Source organism: Pseudomonas sp. BN515, assembly GCF_029873155.1.
In the GTDB taxonomy this organism is placed as follows: domain Bacteria; phylum Pseudomonadota; class Gammaproteobacteria; order Pseudomonadales; family Pseudomonadaceae; genus Metapseudomonas.
Window position 1 is genome coordinate 19,297 of record NZ_SSOH01000056.1, and the last position, 14,765, is coordinate 34,061.

The following is a 14,765-nucleotide window of genomic DNA, read 5'->3' on the forward strand; positions in this document are numbered from 1 at the left end:
GGTGCGGGTTTTTTTTGCCCGCAACAAGCGGCGGAGGAATCTGCGCTCACGGGATAAGCCGCACCGGCATGGGAGCGCCGCCGGGGTGGGGCCTTCCTAAGATCGGGCCATGTCAAACCCAGTCGGTACGCCGCTGGAGCCCGATGCCTGTGCGGAGCCAGATTCATGAACGACATCCTCCATCAAGTCACCTTCAACTTTGCCGACGGCGTAAGCCGCAGTCTCAGCGTCGCCGGTGACACCAGCATTCTCGACGCCGCGCTCGAAGCGGATATTCCGCTGCTGTACCAGTGCCGTTCGGGCAGTTGCTCGAGTTGCGTCGCCCAGCTGTCCGAGGGCGAGGCGCATACCCGCCTCGGCGCCAGTTCGACCCTGCTGGCCAGCGAGTATGCGGCCGGGCAGCGCCTGTTGTGCCTGTGCCAGGCGCAGTCCGATTGCACCTTCGAGCTGGGCTATGGCAGCGAGGTTGGCTCCAGTGTCGCCCAGCAGGTGCATGCCTTCGTCGATTCGGTGGAGCGCATCGCCAGCAACGTGATGCGCCTGACCCTGGAGCTGGCCGAGGGGGACTCGCTGGAGTTCCGGCCCGGCCAGTTCATGCAGATCGAAGTGCCCGGGCACGGTGCCGTGCGCAGCTACTCGCCGTCGAGTACCGCCACCGACCTGCCCAAACTGGAATTCCTCATTCGTCTGCTGCCTGGCGGGGCCATGTCCGGTTTCCTGGAAGGCAAGGCGGCGGTTGAGGATGTACTGACGCTTTCCGGTCCTTACGGCGCTTTCTTCCTGCGCGAGGAAAAGCGTCGCGCGCCGCACATCTTCGTCGCGGGTGGCACTGGGCTGGCGCCGATCCTGTCGATGATCGACACCCTGCGTCAGGGCGGCGGACGCAAGCCTCCGATGCTGCTGAGCTTTGGCTGCGCAAACCCGGATGCCTTGTTCTGCCTCGATGACATCGAGCTGCGCCAGCAGTGGCTGCCGAGCCTGGAGGCCCGCATCTGCGTGGACCGCGAGCCGCGCGAAGGGCTACACCACGGCAGCCCGGTGAGCGCCCTGCGGGAAGGAGATGTGAGCCCTGACACAGTTGCCTACCTGTGCGGTCCGCAACCGATGATCGACGCCGCCACCGCGCGGCTGATCGAGCTGGGTGTCGACCCCGCCAACATCTTCGCCGAACAGTTCGTGGCCAGTAACTGAGGAGCCTGCCATGCAACCGACCACCCCGAATCCGTTTTCTGCGGAACAGATGAAATGGTATGAGCAGGCCTGCGCGAAGATCGATCCCAAGCGCTTGCAGCACCTGCTTTACGCGATCACCGACATCCATAGCCCGACCGGCGCCGCACGCGTGGCTAGCGAGTACATGGCCGCCCATTTGCGACAGATCGGCATGGCTGCGCGCTATCAGCCGATGAACTTCACCAGCGGCAACGTGCTGGGCGAGTTGCGCGGGAGCGGCGGCGGCGCCAGCGTGCTGCTCTACGCGCCGATCGACACTCACCTGGAGTGCAATGAGGCCGAGAAACTGCTGACCGGCGAGGCCACCGAGGCGGACATGCAGACGTCGGCGCAGATGCTGGACGACTGGGTGTTCGGACTGGGTGCCTCCAACCCCAAGGGCATGCTCGCCACGCTCACCGAAGTGGCCACGGCACTGATCGAGGCCGAGGTTCCGCTGATCGGCGACCTGCTGGTGGGGGCGGCCGACGGCGGTATGCCGGTGGATGTCTCCGCTCGCCAGCAGTCCGGCATGTCCAACGGCGTGGTGCATCTGCTGAGTCGCGGCTGCGCGCCTGACTTCGCCATCGTCATGAAGCCCTGGAACTGGGTCTACCACGAAGAACCGGGCATGGGCTGGTTCAAGCTGCGGGTGCACGGCACTCTAGGTTACGCGGGCGTGCCGCGAGGGACTCCGGGCTTCCGCAGTTCGGTGGTGCCGGCCGCCACGGTGATTCAGGAACTGGAGCAGTGGATCATCGACTACGCCGAGCGCAACACCTCCGGCGTGGTGAAGCCCCACGGCTGGATCGCCGGGTTGCGTGGCGGCGATCCCGAGCGCCCGGCCTTCCCTGGAGCGCAGACCGAAATCTTCTTCGATGTGCGGATCAACCCGCGTACCTCGCCGGGCGAGGTCAAGGCTCAGTTCGCCGAATTCGTCCGCCAGTTACAGGCGCAGCGTCCTGAGCTGGTACTGGACTGGGAGATGTACGGCTCGGTGCCCGGCGGCACCACCGACCCGCAGAACTGGATCGTGCAGTCGTGCAAGCGTGGCTGGGAGCATATCGAGCAGCGTCCCCACGGCGTTCCCGACCTGCTGGGTGGCCAGACCGATGGTGCGGCACTGCGCCGCTTCGGTATCCCTACTGCCCGGATCGGCTGGCCCTGGCCTGCGCAAGGCGCACCGCTACCGATTGCCGAAGGGCTGGGCGGGATGGGCGCGACCTACATCCCCGACCTGATCCCATGCGCCAGGAAAATCATGTACGCCCTGATCGACACCCTGACCCGGCCGCGCCACGAGCTGGGCCTTTGAGGCGCAACGGAGGTGATCGATGGTCGTTCCCTTGCAACTGCTGACGCCTGAAGAGCAGGACCTGCTCATTCGCCACGGCGTATCCGAAGGGGATGACGTACCGAAGTTCGCTCAACGTTTATGCGAGCTGTTCCTGGATCGCATCGTGGGCCGTAATTCGCTGCGGCATCCAGGAGTGGCGCATGACCCCAGCAAAGGAGATTGATGAATGCAAATGGACGTTCAATTGCGTGACAAGGTGATTCTCGTCACAGGTGGTGGCAGTGGCATGGGCCGTGATGTCTGCCTGGCCCTGGCCCGCTCGGGGGCCAGGGTGGTGCTGGGCAATCGCACTGCGGCAGCGGGCCAGGCGGTGGTCGAAGAAATCGCCACATTGGGCGGCGAAGCGCTGTTCCTTCGGACCGACGTATCTCGCCCCGCTGACTGCGCAGCCCTGGTTGCCCTGGCTCTGGAGCGCTATGGCCGTCTCGACGGCGCCTTCAACAATGCGGGCCTGCAACACGCGTTCAATGACCTACACGAAACCCCGGACGATGAGCTCTCCGAAGTCATCGACGTCAATCTGAAAGGCATGCTCTACATGATGAAGTACGAGGCTACGGCGATGCTGGGCAACCATGGCAGCATCGTTAACAACGCCTCGATCTTTGGCCTCAAGGGCATGCCGCGGACGGCCGGTTACATCGCTGCCAAACACGGCATCGTGGGTGCCACACGAGCCGCCGCGCTGGACTACGCGCAGCGCCAGATACGGGTCAACGCCATCTGCCCGGGTCCGATCAAAACGCCGAGCTATGACCGTGTCACGGGGGGCGACGATCATTTATACGACGATGCTGTACCGATGCGTCGCATCGGCCAGCAGCATGAAGTGAGTGCCGCAGTGCTCTGGTTGCTATCGGCGCAGTCTTCCTACGTCACTGGCTCGGCGCTGTCGGTTGATGGTGGAATGGGGGCAGAGTGAGGCCGATTCGAGGCTGCGTTGGGCCTCAATCAATCCTGGTTCTGTAGATTCCGCAATGTGGCGCTTTTGGCTGGTTTCTGCCGGCCCCCAGCAGCTTCGGGGCGACCGCAGCCGGCGCTGCCCGGTATGGCTGATTAAACCACTTGTAAGCGGATGGTCGACACGAATGCCAATGCTTGCTCGGGAGGGAGGCTGTCGGGCGCTCAAGCTAGTGCAATTTCGCTGCCGGTGAACCCGCTGCCCTCGGACATTTACATGCCTCGCCGATTGGTCACTTTCGGTGGATTCCGTGCTGTGGATGCCCAGGTTAGAACTCCTACTTTGAAGGCCATGAGGCATGGCAGCGCTGGAGTTTGAATCGCCCTCAATTTCTCGTTTGATACGCAGGACGGTAGTGGTCGAGCAGTCGGCATGCCGTGCTGAAGATCTAATGCCCAGACCCGCCCTCAGTAACTCGGCGACCCGCTTGTGCAGATCGGCGTCGACTGGGCGCCCCTTGTACTTGCCTTCATCCTTGGCCTTCTTGATGCCCTGGGCCTGGCGCTCGCGGCGCTGCTCGTAGTCCTTGCGGGCGATGGCCGCCATCATCTCTACCAGCATCGAATTGATGGCGTCGAGCATGCGCCTGGTGAAGTCGTCGCCCTTGGTGTCGGCGATAATCTCGGCAGCCGAGGTGATCACCGCCTAAGCGCCGTGCTCGCGAATCACATGCTGGACGATACCGCTGGCGAGGTGGGTCTTGCCGGTACCGATGTTGCCCACCAGCAGCGCGGCACGGCCGACTTGGTAGTGCTCGGGAAACTGCTCGGCGTAGCCGCGGCACCCTTGGGCGGCAGATTGGTTTTGCTCTTCTCCTTTGCGTTCCCCTTCCATTTCCCTTCCTTTCCGGGGGCGAGCGCTCGACGAGCATTCGACGATTCGTCGCCGACAATTTGGGGCGTGGGCCCCGGACTCTTGTTGCTGGAATCGCCAGGGAATGCCGGATAAAGAGGTCGACGCGGTGCTCTGGTTACACAGCGTCATCAACACCGGGCAGCCTGCACTGATCAGCAGGGCGATGGAGGCAGCGAAGCGGATCAAGACACCACTCCAGGACCTGGAAAAGCGCTATCGGTCCCACCTGACGGCAACGAACCCCGGAAATCTGTTCGCGGCCTTTTCATCCTTCGGGTTTGCTGACCTAGGCGGCCTGGCCAAGAAGGCCATCGAGCGCAGTCAGCGCCAGGCTGAGGGAGCGGCCCGCTTCGGTGACTCGCTGTTTGATGACACGCCGGCGGAGGCTTTCTGCATTGACGCACTCCGAGGCGTCGAGCCAGGAGAGTTCGGCTTCCTCGTCAAGGAGGAGGTAGCTGAGCGATTCCGCGGCCGGCCCGAGCTGATGCCGTACACACTGGCCGACTGCCTACAGGAGCTCAGCTACTGGAATCAGCTCTACTGGCTACGCAACGCCGTGGACACCTACGGCAGTGACGGCGCCCCCGAGGCCAGCGCGCGCGAGTGGTTCGTGTTCGGACTGATGGCGGAGATCCGGCCGAGGCGCAAGGAGGAAGCCCTGGCAGTGTTCCGCTACCTGATGGATAGCGACAGGCGTGACCAGGTCGAAACGAACGCCATCCTGGAAAACCTGATTGGGTGACCCGTCATTTCACCCTTCACCAATGCCCCTCTTTGGTGAAGGGCTCCCCACTCCTCCGCGTCACGCGCTCGTCACGCTTGGTCACGGACTTGTCACGCTCGAGGCGTGACTGCGACGACTCACTCCAAGCCCGTGCCCTTCAGCATCAGGCGAACACCAAACCCCAAGGCCTCGGTGGTGATCGACCGCAACAACTCCTTGCCGCCACTCTTCGAGGCTTCGGCCAGTTGCTCGCCGATCGATGTCCGCTGCGTCAGGCTGTCCGGAACCGCGTTCAGCACCTCGAGGCCTTTCGCCGTGAGTACTGCCTTGGTGAAGTGGTCGCTCATGGCGTACCGCTCGGCCGTGAGGTATCCCGTCCGGCGTAGCCACTCGACGCTATGCGCGAACAGTTGTTCTTCGTGCGTCCTGGGCTCCTGGCCAATTGAGGTTCCAGTCACGGGGTCATAGTCGCCTGGGCTTGCCTCCTGAATCCCGATCGCGGCTGGTCGAAGGTCAGTGGGAATCGGGAAAGCCTGGTAGAGGTGGGCGAATACCTGGCCCGTGATCTCGTTGAACTGGTCGATGTTTGAGGTAGACATGCTCTGCCCTCCGTTGGCGAGGTGAACCGCCCAGGCCGGGCGGCATCCCGGCAAAGTATAGAAGCGCCGTCACGCCCAGCGGCGGCGTGTCCTTTTGGCTCAGCGCTGGCCGAAAAGTGGCAAAACCGTGTTTTCCTAGAATGCGGTCTAGGCCACGGCCGACGCTGCCTGTGGCCGATTTTTGAATCTCTCAGGGTGGTAGATGAATTCATTGTCTCGGAGACAGGTTTTCAGCGAAGCGAAGGCTACCGGCTGTGGTACAAGGATCGAGTTCTCCCAAGGAAGCTAAGAATGGAAACTCAGCAATTACTTGAAGCAGTACAGACTATTCAGGTCATCAAAACTCTATTTACGGACAAGCCTAACGAATGGCTGCCAGTTGTTGCTGCCATCGGTGGCGCTTTCGTTGGTGGGGTTTCGACGTTCTTTCCGGCTCATTTCGTTGAGCATTTCAAGAATAAACGGGAGGCAAAGGCGATCGAGATTGCTCTGATTTCAGAGATATCCGCCATTCTTACAATTGCCGAACATCGAGACTACCTGGGTGGTTTCAGAGAAGTTGTTGAGTATCTAAAGAAGAACCCGGATGCTAGGTACAAGTACACAGTAAGGATTCCGGATCACTATTCCAGGGTTTATCAAGGTCACGTCGATAGAATTGGAAAAATAGCTCCCCCTCTATCCTCGAAGATCATCGAGTTCCACCAGTTGATAGACGCGATTGTCCAGGACATCTCGCCGGATGGATTGATACAAGAAGAGGGTGGCGATCTTGAGACTTTTGAAGAGCTCTTGATGATATATGGAAAGGCGCTCGATATTGGCATGGAGCTAACAGGGAGAGGCTAGGGTGTGTGATTGGATGCGTTCAAGTTAAGTTGATAGAGACCCTCTAGTCATCCTGCCCTAGCAATATCTACGCATTGAAAGCCCCGACAAGCGTGCTGGGGCTTTGTCGTTAAGAATGATCGAGTTCAGAACCCAAGACTTGCTTCCAAGGTTGCCGGATACTCGATCGCTCCCTTTGTGGCCTTCTCTTGATTGTCTAGGTCAATGACAACCATCTTGTCTTTGGTGCTGTCGAACTCTGTATAGAGGTAGAGATCGGAGCAGATGCTGCTTGCGGTGCCCTTGGCACGCAGAGCATAGAATGATGATGTTTCTTCCCAACATCCTTCAGTTGCCAACTCCGAAACTTTCTTCGTAAAGGATTCGTATCGGCTCTGATAGCCAGCGTCGTTCTTTATTCTAAAAGTAATGATGAAGTGCCCCATGGTTCCATCCCGAGTTGCTCATGTTGAGCCGAGACGATAGCACGGGGCTATTACCTTCGAATCCGTTTGTTCGATCGCGCAGCGGGGCCACGTCATGGCACGCTCCGTGAGGAGGGACCCTGGCACCCCGCCCCCTACCACGGGGAAGGCGTCGAGCCGCGCGGTGACAGACAATTTTTCGTTTTTCAGATGCTCCACCACTGCTTATCGTCCGGTCCGATGGAGACCGTGCATGGGCGCCTCGCCTACGCAAGGCGTGGACTGCTCCAGGAGAGCAGGGGGCTGCGGCGGCTGGCTGGGATCGCTCCGGATTCTCCGTCGTGGCGGTGGGTCTAGACCACTTGGCGACGGCTGCCACGTGCCACATACCGCCGGGGGCCCCTAGGGCAACCGAGACGCCGAGGGTAATTCGAGCCCCGCGCGCGAACTATGTATGACCGAAATTCAGCGGTTGGTTGTTGTGTTGTCACGGGCAGCTCCAGCACTGCTCGGCGGCCTTATAGGCTCGAATCCATCTGAGTAGCAGAGCCCTCAGCGCCAGCACGCCAGCCCTTGATACATGCAGCTTTCGACCAATTGTCAGGAATGATTTGGCTCTCACTCGATGGGGGATGCTCTCCCTGCCACCTGACCAGCCCTGACACAGGAAAACACCAACCAAAGCGGGATTTCTGCACCAACATATTCCGCATTGATGAGCGCTGGCGAAACGCCCCCCTAACCGGTCAACCAATAGCCAAAGCACACCCCTGGATATCATGCTGAACCAGTGAAGCGTTTCCGGTTTGCGCTGAAGCCAGAGCCAGGGAGAATGCGGGCTCCAGCCCAAACCGGAACCGGAAACGGCTCCCGTGGAAAAAGTTGGTATGTAGTCGAGGTCGGGGGCTCGAATTACCCTCAGCGCCTCGGTTGCCCTAGGGGCCCCCGGCGGTATGTGGCACGTGGCAGCCGTCGCCCACAGCCTCCCCGTTCTCCTGGGCGGGCAGCGCGAAGGCCGAAGTAAGTCCGGGCTCTGCGAGGAAGGATCACGAACCTTCACATCACTTTGGGCACCCCACCTGTGCCTTGCGAAGGCGATGCGATCGGGGCGCACAGCCAGAACGATGGCACTGGCGGTTGATACTCCAATATCACGGAAGGCCGCCAGATCATCTCCGAACACCGTCACTGTTTTTCGTGGCGGTCTTCGGGCTTTGTTGGCGGTCTTCGCGGTTTTCTGGCGGTCTGCGCCACCGAGGTGATAGGCCCGACAGAGATGAAGCACGACGTTTCAAATGGGGTCTCGTTTCCAGAAACGACCCCTTCGTTGCCGAATGGGCACGCGACTGGCTGTGCACCAACTTTTCACCTTCACATCTATCTTTCTCTGGCCAGCTAGCGAGGAGAGAGCCGATGAAATTGGTCACTCTAGAGAAGTGGTCGTCACTGAATTTTGATCCACCCCCGAGCCTGAACACTGTCAGGAAGTGGGTCAGGGAGGGCCGCATTGAGCCGGCCCCCATCAAGCATGGGCGTAGCTACTACGTCGAACCCGCCGCTCGCTATGTGCCGATTGATCGGCCTCGAATCCCGCCGGGCAGCTTGATCGAGCGAATCATGGCGGAGAGGGTCTTGCACCTCGAGAGCCAGAGCCGCCGGAGAAATACGCGGGAGCGATAGCGATGTCCAAACCTGACCCAATCGGTGAGCAGTTCAGGCTGCTGCAGAAGCAATTGGCGGAGATCCGCGAGACAATCGGAGAGCTTGCTGAACTGTTTGAACAGCGCAGCAGAGTGAATCGTCCAGATATGCTGACCGAGGTGCAGATGGCCGAGCACCTGGGCATAACCAAGCGTGCCATCCAAGGGCGAAGGAGTCGCGGGCAAATCCCGCCAGAGGTTTGCCAGAAGATTGGCTCGACCTGGTTCTACAGCCTGAAACGGTACGAGGCCTGGTTGGAGAGCCAGTGGCCTATTGGCGCCATACCACAACCAACAATTCCCGCGCCCAGAGGGACGATTCGCAAGTCCGCGCGCCAGCCTGTGCTCTGGCTCAAGTGAGCCTGGAGGTAAAGGGGGCTACTTGCCAGGCTTCAGCCGTAGTGGCGCTATGGCATGGAGTGGGGTAGGTTCGGGAGCCCGGCGTGGGGCCGGATCTAGGAGATTGAGATGTTGCTGGAAGAAATGACGAACGATGAATTCAGGCCAACCTGTCCGAAGTGCGGGAACGAGAATTTCGTTGCTGTCGCCAACGCTTATGTCGCGCGCACTAGCCAGTCGATCCCGATGATCATTTGCGCGAATCTTCAGTGCCAGGCGGTTGTCGGCGTTCTGCCATTCAAAGACGTCTTCCCTGAGAGCATGTAAGCCTGGACGCAGCTCCCGGGCACACATCGGGTAAGGATGGAATCCGGGAGTTTTTTTTGTTTTCGCGGGATAACTGTAAGGGTCTGAAGTGGTCGACATAGAAAGCGTTGCCAAGGAAGTCACGTTCTATCTGAGCTATCTCGCTGATATAAAACGAGAGGTTCAACTTTACGAACAGCTTTATTGCGTGAGTGAAAACGTTGAGGTTCTGAGCGCTACGGCTAGAGAACCATTCAAGATTATTAGGAAGTCCATGTTCGTCAGCATCCTGACCCGCATGGCGGCTGTGTTGGATCGGCCTGACTTCGGCAAGCGAGATAATTTCTCGCTTTCATTTTTGGCCAAGAAGTATCAGCAACACCTGAATGCTGAACTGGTCCAGCATCAGAAAGACATTGAAGATAGATTCGAAGCTCTGGGTGCATCGCAGTTCAGAAATAAATTTATCGCGCACAACGACTACAATGCTGTATTCGGTAAGGAGGACTACACCCACACAATTGAAGAAGGGGATCTTACCGAGCTTCTAAACTCCATGATTGAGTACTGCTTGATACTTTTGGACGCGATCCCTGATTCAGTAGGTATTTCGCTGCACGCAGTACCGTACGAGCTTTCTCCGGAGGACGATGGGTTTGAGCTTGTGAGACGGTTGCGTGCTTCCATCAGCGATGATGAGTTATGCCAATAGCGCTTCCTCAGCCTCCTTCCAGTCTCACACTACCCTGCAATGCCACGACTGCGCATAGGCCACCCCGTCGATAATCTCCGTTCCGGCGCTCGCCAGGGCGAGGGAGGGTTTGTGATTTTCAAGGCGCATAAGAAAGGAGATCGACATGTCCCACAACCTGGCGAATCTCTTCCCGGAGGAGAGAGCAGCTATGAACGATGCACGGAAGCAGGCGCTGGAAAACCATCAAGCCATCGGTGTGAAAGCGCTGACAGTAGAATCAGAGTTCCGCCGCATCCTCGCCGGCAAGTCGGAGCAGAAGGGGCGTTGGCGGGTTTGGGCTTACGACCAGGTTGAGCGAATCGGCAGCGAGCCTATTCGGAACGGCGTGAGAAAGAAGCTGAACGACTGGCTGGAATCGATTGGCGGCTAGGCCGCTTAAACCTCGACCAGACCAGACCAGACCAAGGCAGGTGCTTCCTCGCCTGATCGCACGTAGGCCTGGATTGAGGTGTGGGTCAAGGTGTGGGTCGGATTCAGGCTTTCTTGGCGGAGGCCCAAATCAAGCGACTTTAGGACAATAAAAAAGCCGGCTTGTGGCCGGCTTTTCATGAGAGGTCGGGGCTTACTTTTGGTAGGCCGCAACCGCTTTAGTAATTTCAGCGCGGGCAGCGTCAGCGTTGCCCCAGCCTTCAACTTTCACCCACTTGCCTTTTTCGAGGTCTTTGTAGTTCTCGAAGAAGTGCTTGATCTGCTCCAGCAGCAGGGCCGGCAGGTCGGTGTATTCCTTCACGTCCTTGTAGAGGACGCTCAGTTTGTCGTGGGGAACGGCCAGCAGTTTGGCGTCGCCACCAGCTTCGTCGGTCATGTGCAGGACACCGACCGGACGGGCGCGGATTACGGCACCCGGAGCGACCGGGTAGGGGGTGACGACCAGTACGTCCAGGGGATCGCCGTCGTCAGCCAGGGTGTTCGGGATGTAGCCGTAGTTGGCCGGGTAGAACATCGGGGTGGCCATGAAACGGTCGACGAACAGGCAGTCGCTGTCCTTGTCGATTTCGTATTTGATCGGCGCGTGGTTGGCCGGGATTTCGATGGCGACGTAGATGTCGTTCGGCAGGTCTTTGCCAGCCGGGATCTTGCTGTAGCTCATGGTCAACTCCCTGGGGTGGGGCCAAAAAAGTGGGCGCGATTATAGGCACATTCCGGGGCCGATGCTACGCCGTTGTGCTCATCCATTGGTCGCGTCGCGATAGTCAGGATGGGTGTCCTGCAAGTGCTTCAGGCGGTCCAGCGGGTCCTGGCGGTAGAAGGTCTGGAGCTGGCGGTAGACGGCGGGAAAGGCCTGGTCCAGCAGGTCCGGCGCGGTGAAGAAGTACTCGCTGGCAACGGCGAAGAATTCCGCCGGATCTTCAGCCGCGTAGGGATCGATCGGCGTTTCGGCGTCCGGGTTGCGGTCGAGCTGGGCGTTCAGCTCGTCGTAGGCGGTCTTCATGGCGAGCGCCCAGTCGGACTGGCGCATGTCGCGGTGCAGGGGCGGCAAGCCATTGGGCGAGCCGTTGAGCATGTCGAGCTTGTGCGCCAGTTCGTGGATCACCAGGTTGTAGCCATCCCAGCCACCGCTGGCCTTCACGCCGGGCCAGGCGAGGATCACTGGGCCGTACTGCCAGGCTTCGCCGCTGCGCTCGTCGTCGTATTCGTGCTCTACACCTGCCGCGTCGCGGTGGCGCTGGGGGCTGACGAAGTCGTCGGGGTAGAGCACCAGCTCGTGGAAGCCCTGGTACCAGTTGAGGTCCGGCAGGTGCAGCAGGGGCAACTGGGCCAGCGCGGCGAGGGTCAGGCGGTCCTCGCGGGTGAGTTCGACGCCGGGGAGGGCGGTGATGCGCTTCTCATGCAGGAAGAGCACGCTGCGCTCGCGTAGGCGCTGGTTTTCCGCTTCGTCCAGGCCGTCGAGGATCGGCAGGCGTTGCTTCACCACCGCCCACTGCTGGGCGGTGAACGGGTTGCGGGCGAGGATGCGCCGGCGGCGCCAGCTGCGATAGGACCACATGGGACGCGGGTCAGCTTGAGTGCTCGGCGCCTTTGCCAGAGGGGCGAAAGTGACTCCGGGCGAAGCCGATCGCCATCGGCAGCAGGGACACGCCGATGATCGCGATCACCATCAGCGAGAGGTTCTGCTTGATGAAGGGCACGTTGCCGAAGAAGTAGCCCAGGGTCACCAGGCCGCCCACCCAGAGGATGGTGCCCAGCACGCTGAAGGCCAGGAAGCGGGCGTAGGGCATACGGCCCACGCCGGCGACGAAGGGGGCGAAGGTCCGCACGATGGGCAGGAAGCGCGCCATGGTCACGGTCTTGCCGCCGTGGCGGTCGTAGAACTCGTGGGTGCGCTGCAGGTAGTCGCGGCGGAAGATTTTCGAGTTCGGGTTGCTGAACAGGCGCTCGCCTGCGGTGCGTCCGATCAGGTAGTTGGTGCTGTCGCCGCTGATGGCCGCGAGCATCAGCAAGCCGCCGAGCAGCAAGGGGTCCATGCCGCCGGTGGCGCAAACGGCGCCGGCAATGAACAGCAGGGAGTCGCCAGGCAGGAAGGGCGTTACCACCAGGCCTGTCTCGCAGAAGATGACCAGGAAGAGAATGGCGTAGATCCAGGTTCCGTAATTGGTGACCAGCAGGTTGAGGTATTGGTCCAGGTGCAGGATGAGGTCGATCGGGTTGAAATCCATGAGACGCCTTGTGGGTGACTGCGGCGGGTGAGGGCGCTTATCGACGCATTATAGGGGGAAGTTTCCCTGCAACGGCGAGCGGTTGTCCGAATCGTGGACGGCGGGAATGCTACGACTGTTTCGAGTGATTTCCCTTACAAGGATGCGCATTCACGCACTTGTAATTGCAGGAAAGGACGACTTGTCGACTAGGGAGGCGCAGCAGGCGGCCTTGGCGGTCCCGTGATTGCTGCTGAGGGGAGGCAGGGGCCCGGCTCGCTGGCCGGCCCCTGGCAGCGGGGTTAATCGCTGTTGATCGGCAGGATGTAGTTCTTGAACTCGGTGTCTTCGTGGAAGCCGATGGATTCGTACACCTTGTGCGCCACTTCGTTGCTTACGCTGGACGACACGCGCATACGCACGGCGTTGGTTTCCCGAGCCATTTTCTTCGCGGTCTGCAGCAGGCGGTCAGCTACCAGTTGGCGGCGGGCGTCTTCGGCGACGTAGATGTCGTTGAGAATCCATACCCGCTTCAGGGCCAGCGAGGAGAAGCTCGGATAGAGCTGGCAGAAGCCCAGCAGGCGGCTCTCGTCGTCATCGGCGAGGGCCAGGTAGATCACCGACTCCTTGCGGCTCAGGCGCTTTTCCAGAAACTTCTTCGAGGACTCCGGGAACGGCAGTTCACCATAGAACTCACGGTACTTCACGAACAGCGGCGTAAGCAGGTCCAGGTGCTCCAGGGTGGCTTGGACGATGCGCATGATGGGCCTCGGTATCTGTGGATTGACGTGATTGGCGATGCAGGGGCTGTGCCAGCCAACGCACTCGATGCTGCACCAGAAAATGTGGAAAGCGCAATCCAAGCAAGCGTTTGAACGGTTGGGTCGTCTCGTGACTGCCCATTGCTGCCACGAGACGGGTACGGGTCAGAGGATGCTCAACGGGTATTCGATGAAGGCACGCACTTCGTTGAGGTCCGGCCCCACCTGGTTGTCGGCGCGGTAGATGGAGTTGCGCAGCTTGAAAGACAGGTCCTTCGCCGCGCCGTCCTGCACCACGTATTTGAATTGGTTGAACAGCTCGCGCTCGGTGCCGTCGTTCTCGCCGCCGGCGACGATGTCGGTGCCGCGCACGTAAGCGACCTTGTAGGTCAGGCCCGGTACGCCGTAGCCGCCGAAGTCCAGCTCGTAGCTGGCTTGCCAGGACTGCTCGTCTTCCAGGTTGAAGTCGGAGAAGTAGGAGTTGGCCACGTAGATGGTGCTGCCGCCGTCGCCGAAGTCGTAGGCGTAGCCTGCATCACCGGTGTTGCGTTGGTGCGCGACGATGAAGGCGTGGGCGCCGATGCTGTATTTGGCCGCCAGGCTCCAGATCGTGTTCTTGTCGTCCTGGCCATCGCCGCCGAACGCCAGCGCGGCCTCGGAGCCGTCGTCGTATTTGGTGCGGTAGGCATTGAAGTCGAAGTTCAGCGCCTGCTCGTCGCTGAACGGGATGTTGTAGTTCAGGTTGGCGTAGTACTTCCTGAACATGTCCTCCACGTCGGAGTGGTACAGCGCCATGCTGAAATCGTCGGTGAAAGCGTAACTGCCGCCGACCACGTCGATGCTCTTCAGGTGGTTGGGGTCGCGCGCCGGGTCGCCCATGGGGCTGTCGCCGGTGAAGTGGCCCGCGTTTAACTCCAGACCCGTGATTTCCTTGCTGGTGAGCAGCGTGCCGGTGAAGGCCTGAGGTAGCAGGCGGCTGTCGTCATGGGCCAGCACGGGCAGGTTGGGGAACTGGTTGCCGTATTTCAGCACGGTGTTGGACGCGCGCAGCTTGAGCACGCCACCAGCTTCAGAGAGGTCATCGACCGGGTGACCGTCGCTGTCGGTGTCGAAGAAGGCGGTGTAATTGCGCCCACGGCCGCTGTCCAGCTTCACGCCGAGCAAGCCGTAGGCGTCGACGCCGAAACCAATGGTGCCCTGAGTGAAGCCTGACTCGAAGGTGCCGATGAAGCCCTGGCCCCAGACCTTGGCGTCGGCGGCGCCGTCCTTGAAATCACGGTTGAAGTAGGCGTTGCGCAGCAGCAGGGT

The 14,765-nt window shown here is 60.5% G+C and carries 18 protein-coding genes and 1 pseudogene; 11 read left to right on the plus strand and 8 right to left on the minus strand.

The genetic code is table 11. From position 1 onward, the window contains the following. Window positions 1-165 precede the first annotated feature (165 nt). The 4 genes from E8E91_RS14275 to E8E91_RS14290 are packed head-to-tail and all read left to right on the plus strand — an operon-like array spanning window position 166 to window position 3,491. A complete protein-coding gene (locus E8E91_RS14275; RefSeq protein WP_280376296.1) occupies window positions 166-1,191 on the plus strand; it encodes a ring-hydroxylating dioxygenase ferredoxin reductase family protein in 1,026 nt (341 codons plus the stop codon). A 10-nt stretch (window positions 1,192-1,201) separates the two neighbouring features. Next, a complete protein-coding gene (locus tag E8E91_RS14280) occupies window positions 1,202-2,527 on the plus strand; it encodes an acetylornithine deacetylase (protein ID WP_280376297.1) in 1,326 nt (441 codons plus the stop codon). A gap of 19 nt (window positions 2,528-2,546) precedes the next feature. Further along, a complete protein-coding gene (locus E8E91_RS14285) occupies window positions 2,547-2,732 on the plus strand; it encodes a hypothetical protein (RefSeq protein ID WP_280376298.1) in 186 nt (61 codons plus the stop codon). Window positions 2,733-2,735: 3 nt separating this feature from the next. Beyond that, window positions 2,736-3,491 (plus strand): SDR family oxidoreductase, encoded by a 756-nt coding sequence (locus E8E91_RS14290; protein ID WP_280376299.1) that lies wholly within the window; start codon window positions 2,736-2,738, stop codon window positions 3,489-3,491. 366 nt (window positions 3,492-3,857) lie between these two features. Here E8E91_RS14290 and E8E91_RS14295 read toward each other — a convergent pair. Next, window positions 3,858-4,218, minus strand: a pseudogene (locus E8E91_RS14295) (serine recombinase); the annotation flags it as partial. Window positions 4,219-4,467: 249 nt separating this feature from the next. On the opposite strand from E8E91_RS14295, the gene E8E91_RS14305 reads away from it, so the two are divergent. After that, a complete protein-coding gene (locus E8E91_RS14305; protein WP_280376300.1) occupies window positions 4,468-5,127 on the plus strand; it encodes a hypothetical protein in 660 nt (219 codons plus the stop codon). Window positions 5,128-5,246: 119 nt separating this feature from the next. Here the strand turns inward: E8E91_RS14305 and E8E91_RS14310 are convergent, their stop codons facing one another. After that, window positions 5,247-5,708, minus strand: a complete 462-nt coding sequence (locus tag E8E91_RS14310; protein WP_280376301.1) for a hypothetical protein — start codon at window positions 5,706-5,708, stop codon at window positions 5,247-5,249. Between the two features lie 291 nt (window positions 5,709-5,999). Here E8E91_RS14310 and E8E91_RS14315 point away from each other — a divergent pair, with 291 nt between their 5' ends. Then, complete coding sequence (locus E8E91_RS14315; RefSeq protein ID WP_280376302.1) at window positions 6,000-6,557, plus strand: hypothetical protein; 558 nt, start codon at window positions 6,000-6,002, stop codon at window positions 6,555-6,557. A gap of 125 nt (window positions 6,558-6,682) precedes the next feature. Here the strand turns inward: E8E91_RS14315 and E8E91_RS14320 are convergent, their stop codons facing one another. Then, a complete protein-coding gene (locus tag E8E91_RS14320; protein ID WP_280376303.1) occupies window positions 6,683-6,982 on the minus strand; it encodes a hypothetical protein in 300 nt (99 codons plus the stop codon). Between the two features lie 1,392 nt (window positions 6,983-8,374). On the opposite strand from E8E91_RS14320, the gene E8E91_RS14325 reads away from it, so the two are divergent. The 5 genes from E8E91_RS14325 to E8E91_RS14345 all read left to right on the plus strand — a co-directional run bounded on the left by E8E91_RS14325 (window position 8,375) and on the right by E8E91_RS14345 (window position 10,430). After that, window positions 8,375-8,641: an excisionase gene (locus tag E8E91_RS14325; RefSeq protein ID WP_280376304.1), complete on the plus strand. Its 267-nt coding sequence runs from the start codon at window positions 8,375-8,377 to the stop codon at window positions 8,639-8,641. 2 nt (window positions 8,642-8,643) lie between these two features. Then, a complete protein-coding gene (locus E8E91_RS14330; protein ID WP_280376305.1) occupies window positions 8,644-9,021 on the plus strand; it encodes a helix-turn-helix domain-containing protein in 378 nt (125 codons plus the stop codon). A 108-nt stretch (window positions 9,022-9,129) separates the two neighbouring features. Then, window positions 9,130-9,327, plus strand: a complete 198-nt coding sequence (locus E8E91_RS14335; protein WP_280376306.1) for a hypothetical protein — start codon at window positions 9,130-9,132, stop codon at window positions 9,325-9,327. Window positions 9,328-9,415: 88 nt separating this feature from the next. Next, window positions 9,416-10,018: a hypothetical protein gene (locus E8E91_RS14340; RefSeq protein ID WP_280376307.1), complete on the plus strand. Its 603-nt coding sequence runs from the start codon at window positions 9,416-9,418 to the stop codon at window positions 10,016-10,018. A gap of 145 nt (window positions 10,019-10,163) precedes the next feature. Beyond that, window positions 10,164-10,430, plus strand: a complete 267-nt coding sequence (locus tag E8E91_RS14345) for a hypothetical protein (protein WP_280376308.1) — start codon at window positions 10,164-10,166, stop codon at window positions 10,428-10,430. 192 nt (window positions 10,431-10,622) lie between these two features. Here the strand turns inward: E8E91_RS14345 and ppa are convergent, their stop codons facing one another. The 5 genes from ppa to E8E91_RS14370 form a co-directional block, all read right to left on the minus strand. Beyond that, window positions 10,623-11,150, minus strand: a complete 528-nt coding sequence (gene ppa / locus E8E91_RS14350; protein WP_280364583.1) for an inorganic diphosphatase — start codon at window positions 11,148-11,150, stop codon at window positions 10,623-10,625. A gap of 78 nt (window positions 11,151-11,228) precedes the next feature. Then, window positions 11,229-12,047, minus strand: a complete 819-nt coding sequence (locus tag E8E91_RS14355; RefSeq protein ID WP_280376309.1) for a zinc-dependent peptidase — start codon at window positions 12,045-12,047, stop codon at window positions 11,229-11,231. Between the two features lie 10 nt (window positions 12,048-12,057). Continuing rightward, window positions 12,058-12,717 (minus strand): DedA family protein, encoded by a 660-nt coding sequence (locus E8E91_RS14360; RefSeq protein ID WP_280376310.1) that lies wholly within the window; start codon window positions 12,715-12,717, stop codon window positions 12,058-12,060. A 281-nt stretch (window positions 12,718-12,998) separates the two neighbouring features. Then, complete coding sequence (locus E8E91_RS14365; protein WP_280364576.1) at window positions 12,999-13,457, minus strand: GNAT family N-acetyltransferase; 459 nt, start codon at window positions 13,455-13,457, stop codon at window positions 12,999-13,001. A 165-nt stretch (window positions 13,458-13,622) separates the two neighbouring features. Beyond that, on the minus strand, window positions 13,623-14,765 hold a 1,143-nt coding region (locus E8E91_RS14370; RefSeq protein WP_280376311.1), incomplete at its 5' end, for an OprD family porin.

Bases quoted from the DNA above. Each gene is read 5' to 3' on its own strand.
- E8E91_RS14290 (WP_280376299.1), top strand. From the start codon at position 2,736: ATGCAAATGGACGTTCAATTGCGTGACAAGGTGATTCTCGTCACAGGT.
- E8E91_RS14305 (WP_280376300.1), top strand. From the start codon at position 4,468: ATGCCGGATAAAGAGGTCGACGCGGTGCTCTGGTTACACAGCGTCATC.
- E8E91_RS14285 (WP_280376298.1), top strand. From the start codon at position 2,547: ATGGTCGTTCCCTTGCAACTGCTGACGCCTGAAGAGCAGGACCTGCTC.
- E8E91_RS14355 (WP_280376309.1), bottom strand. From the start codon at position 12,047: ATGTGGTCCTATCGCAGCTGGCGCCGCCGGCGCATCCTCGCCCGCAAC.
- E8E91_RS14275 (WP_280376296.1), top strand. From the start codon at position 166: ATGAACGACATCCTCCATCAAGTCACCTTCAACTTTGCCGACGGCGTA.
- ppa (WP_280364583.1), bottom strand. From the start codon at position 11,150: ATGAGCTACAGCAAGATCCCGGCTGGCAAAGACCTGCCGAACGACATC.
- E8E91_RS14330 (WP_280376305.1), top strand. From the start codon at position 8,644: ATGTCCAAACCTGACCCAATCGGTGAGCAGTTCAGGCTGCTGCAGAAG.
- E8E91_RS14325 (WP_280376304.1), top strand. From the start codon at position 8,375: ATGAAATTGGTCACTCTAGAGAAGTGGTCGTCACTGAATTTTGATCCA.
- E8E91_RS14315 (WP_280376302.1), top strand. From the start codon at position 6,000: ATGGAAACTCAGCAATTACTTGAAGCAGTACAGACTATTCAGGTCATC.
- E8E91_RS14280 (WP_280376297.1), top strand. From the start codon at position 1,202: ATGCAACCGACCACCCCGAATCCGTTTTCTGCGGAACAGATGAAATGG.
- E8E91_RS14335 (WP_280376306.1), top strand. From the start codon at position 9,130: ATGTTGCTGGAAGAAATGACGAACGATGAATTCAGGCCAACCTGTCCG.
- E8E91_RS14320 (WP_280376303.1), bottom strand. From the start codon at position 6,982: ATGGGGCACTTCATCATTACTTTTAGAATAAAGAACGACGCTGGCTAT.
- E8E91_RS14310 (WP_280376301.1), bottom strand. From the start codon at position 5,708: ATGTCTACCTCAAACATCGACCAGTTCAACGAGATCACGGGCCAGGTA.
- E8E91_RS14345 (WP_280376308.1), top strand. From the start codon at position 10,164: ATGTCCCACAACCTGGCGAATCTCTTCCCGGAGGAGAGAGCAGCTATG.
- E8E91_RS14365 (WP_280364576.1), bottom strand. From the start codon at position 13,457: ATGCGCATCGTCCAAGCCACCCTGGAGCACCTGGACCTGCTTACGCCG.
- E8E91_RS14360 (WP_280376310.1), bottom strand. From the start codon at position 12,717: ATGGATTTCAACCCGATCGACCTCATCCTGCACCTGGACCAATACCTC.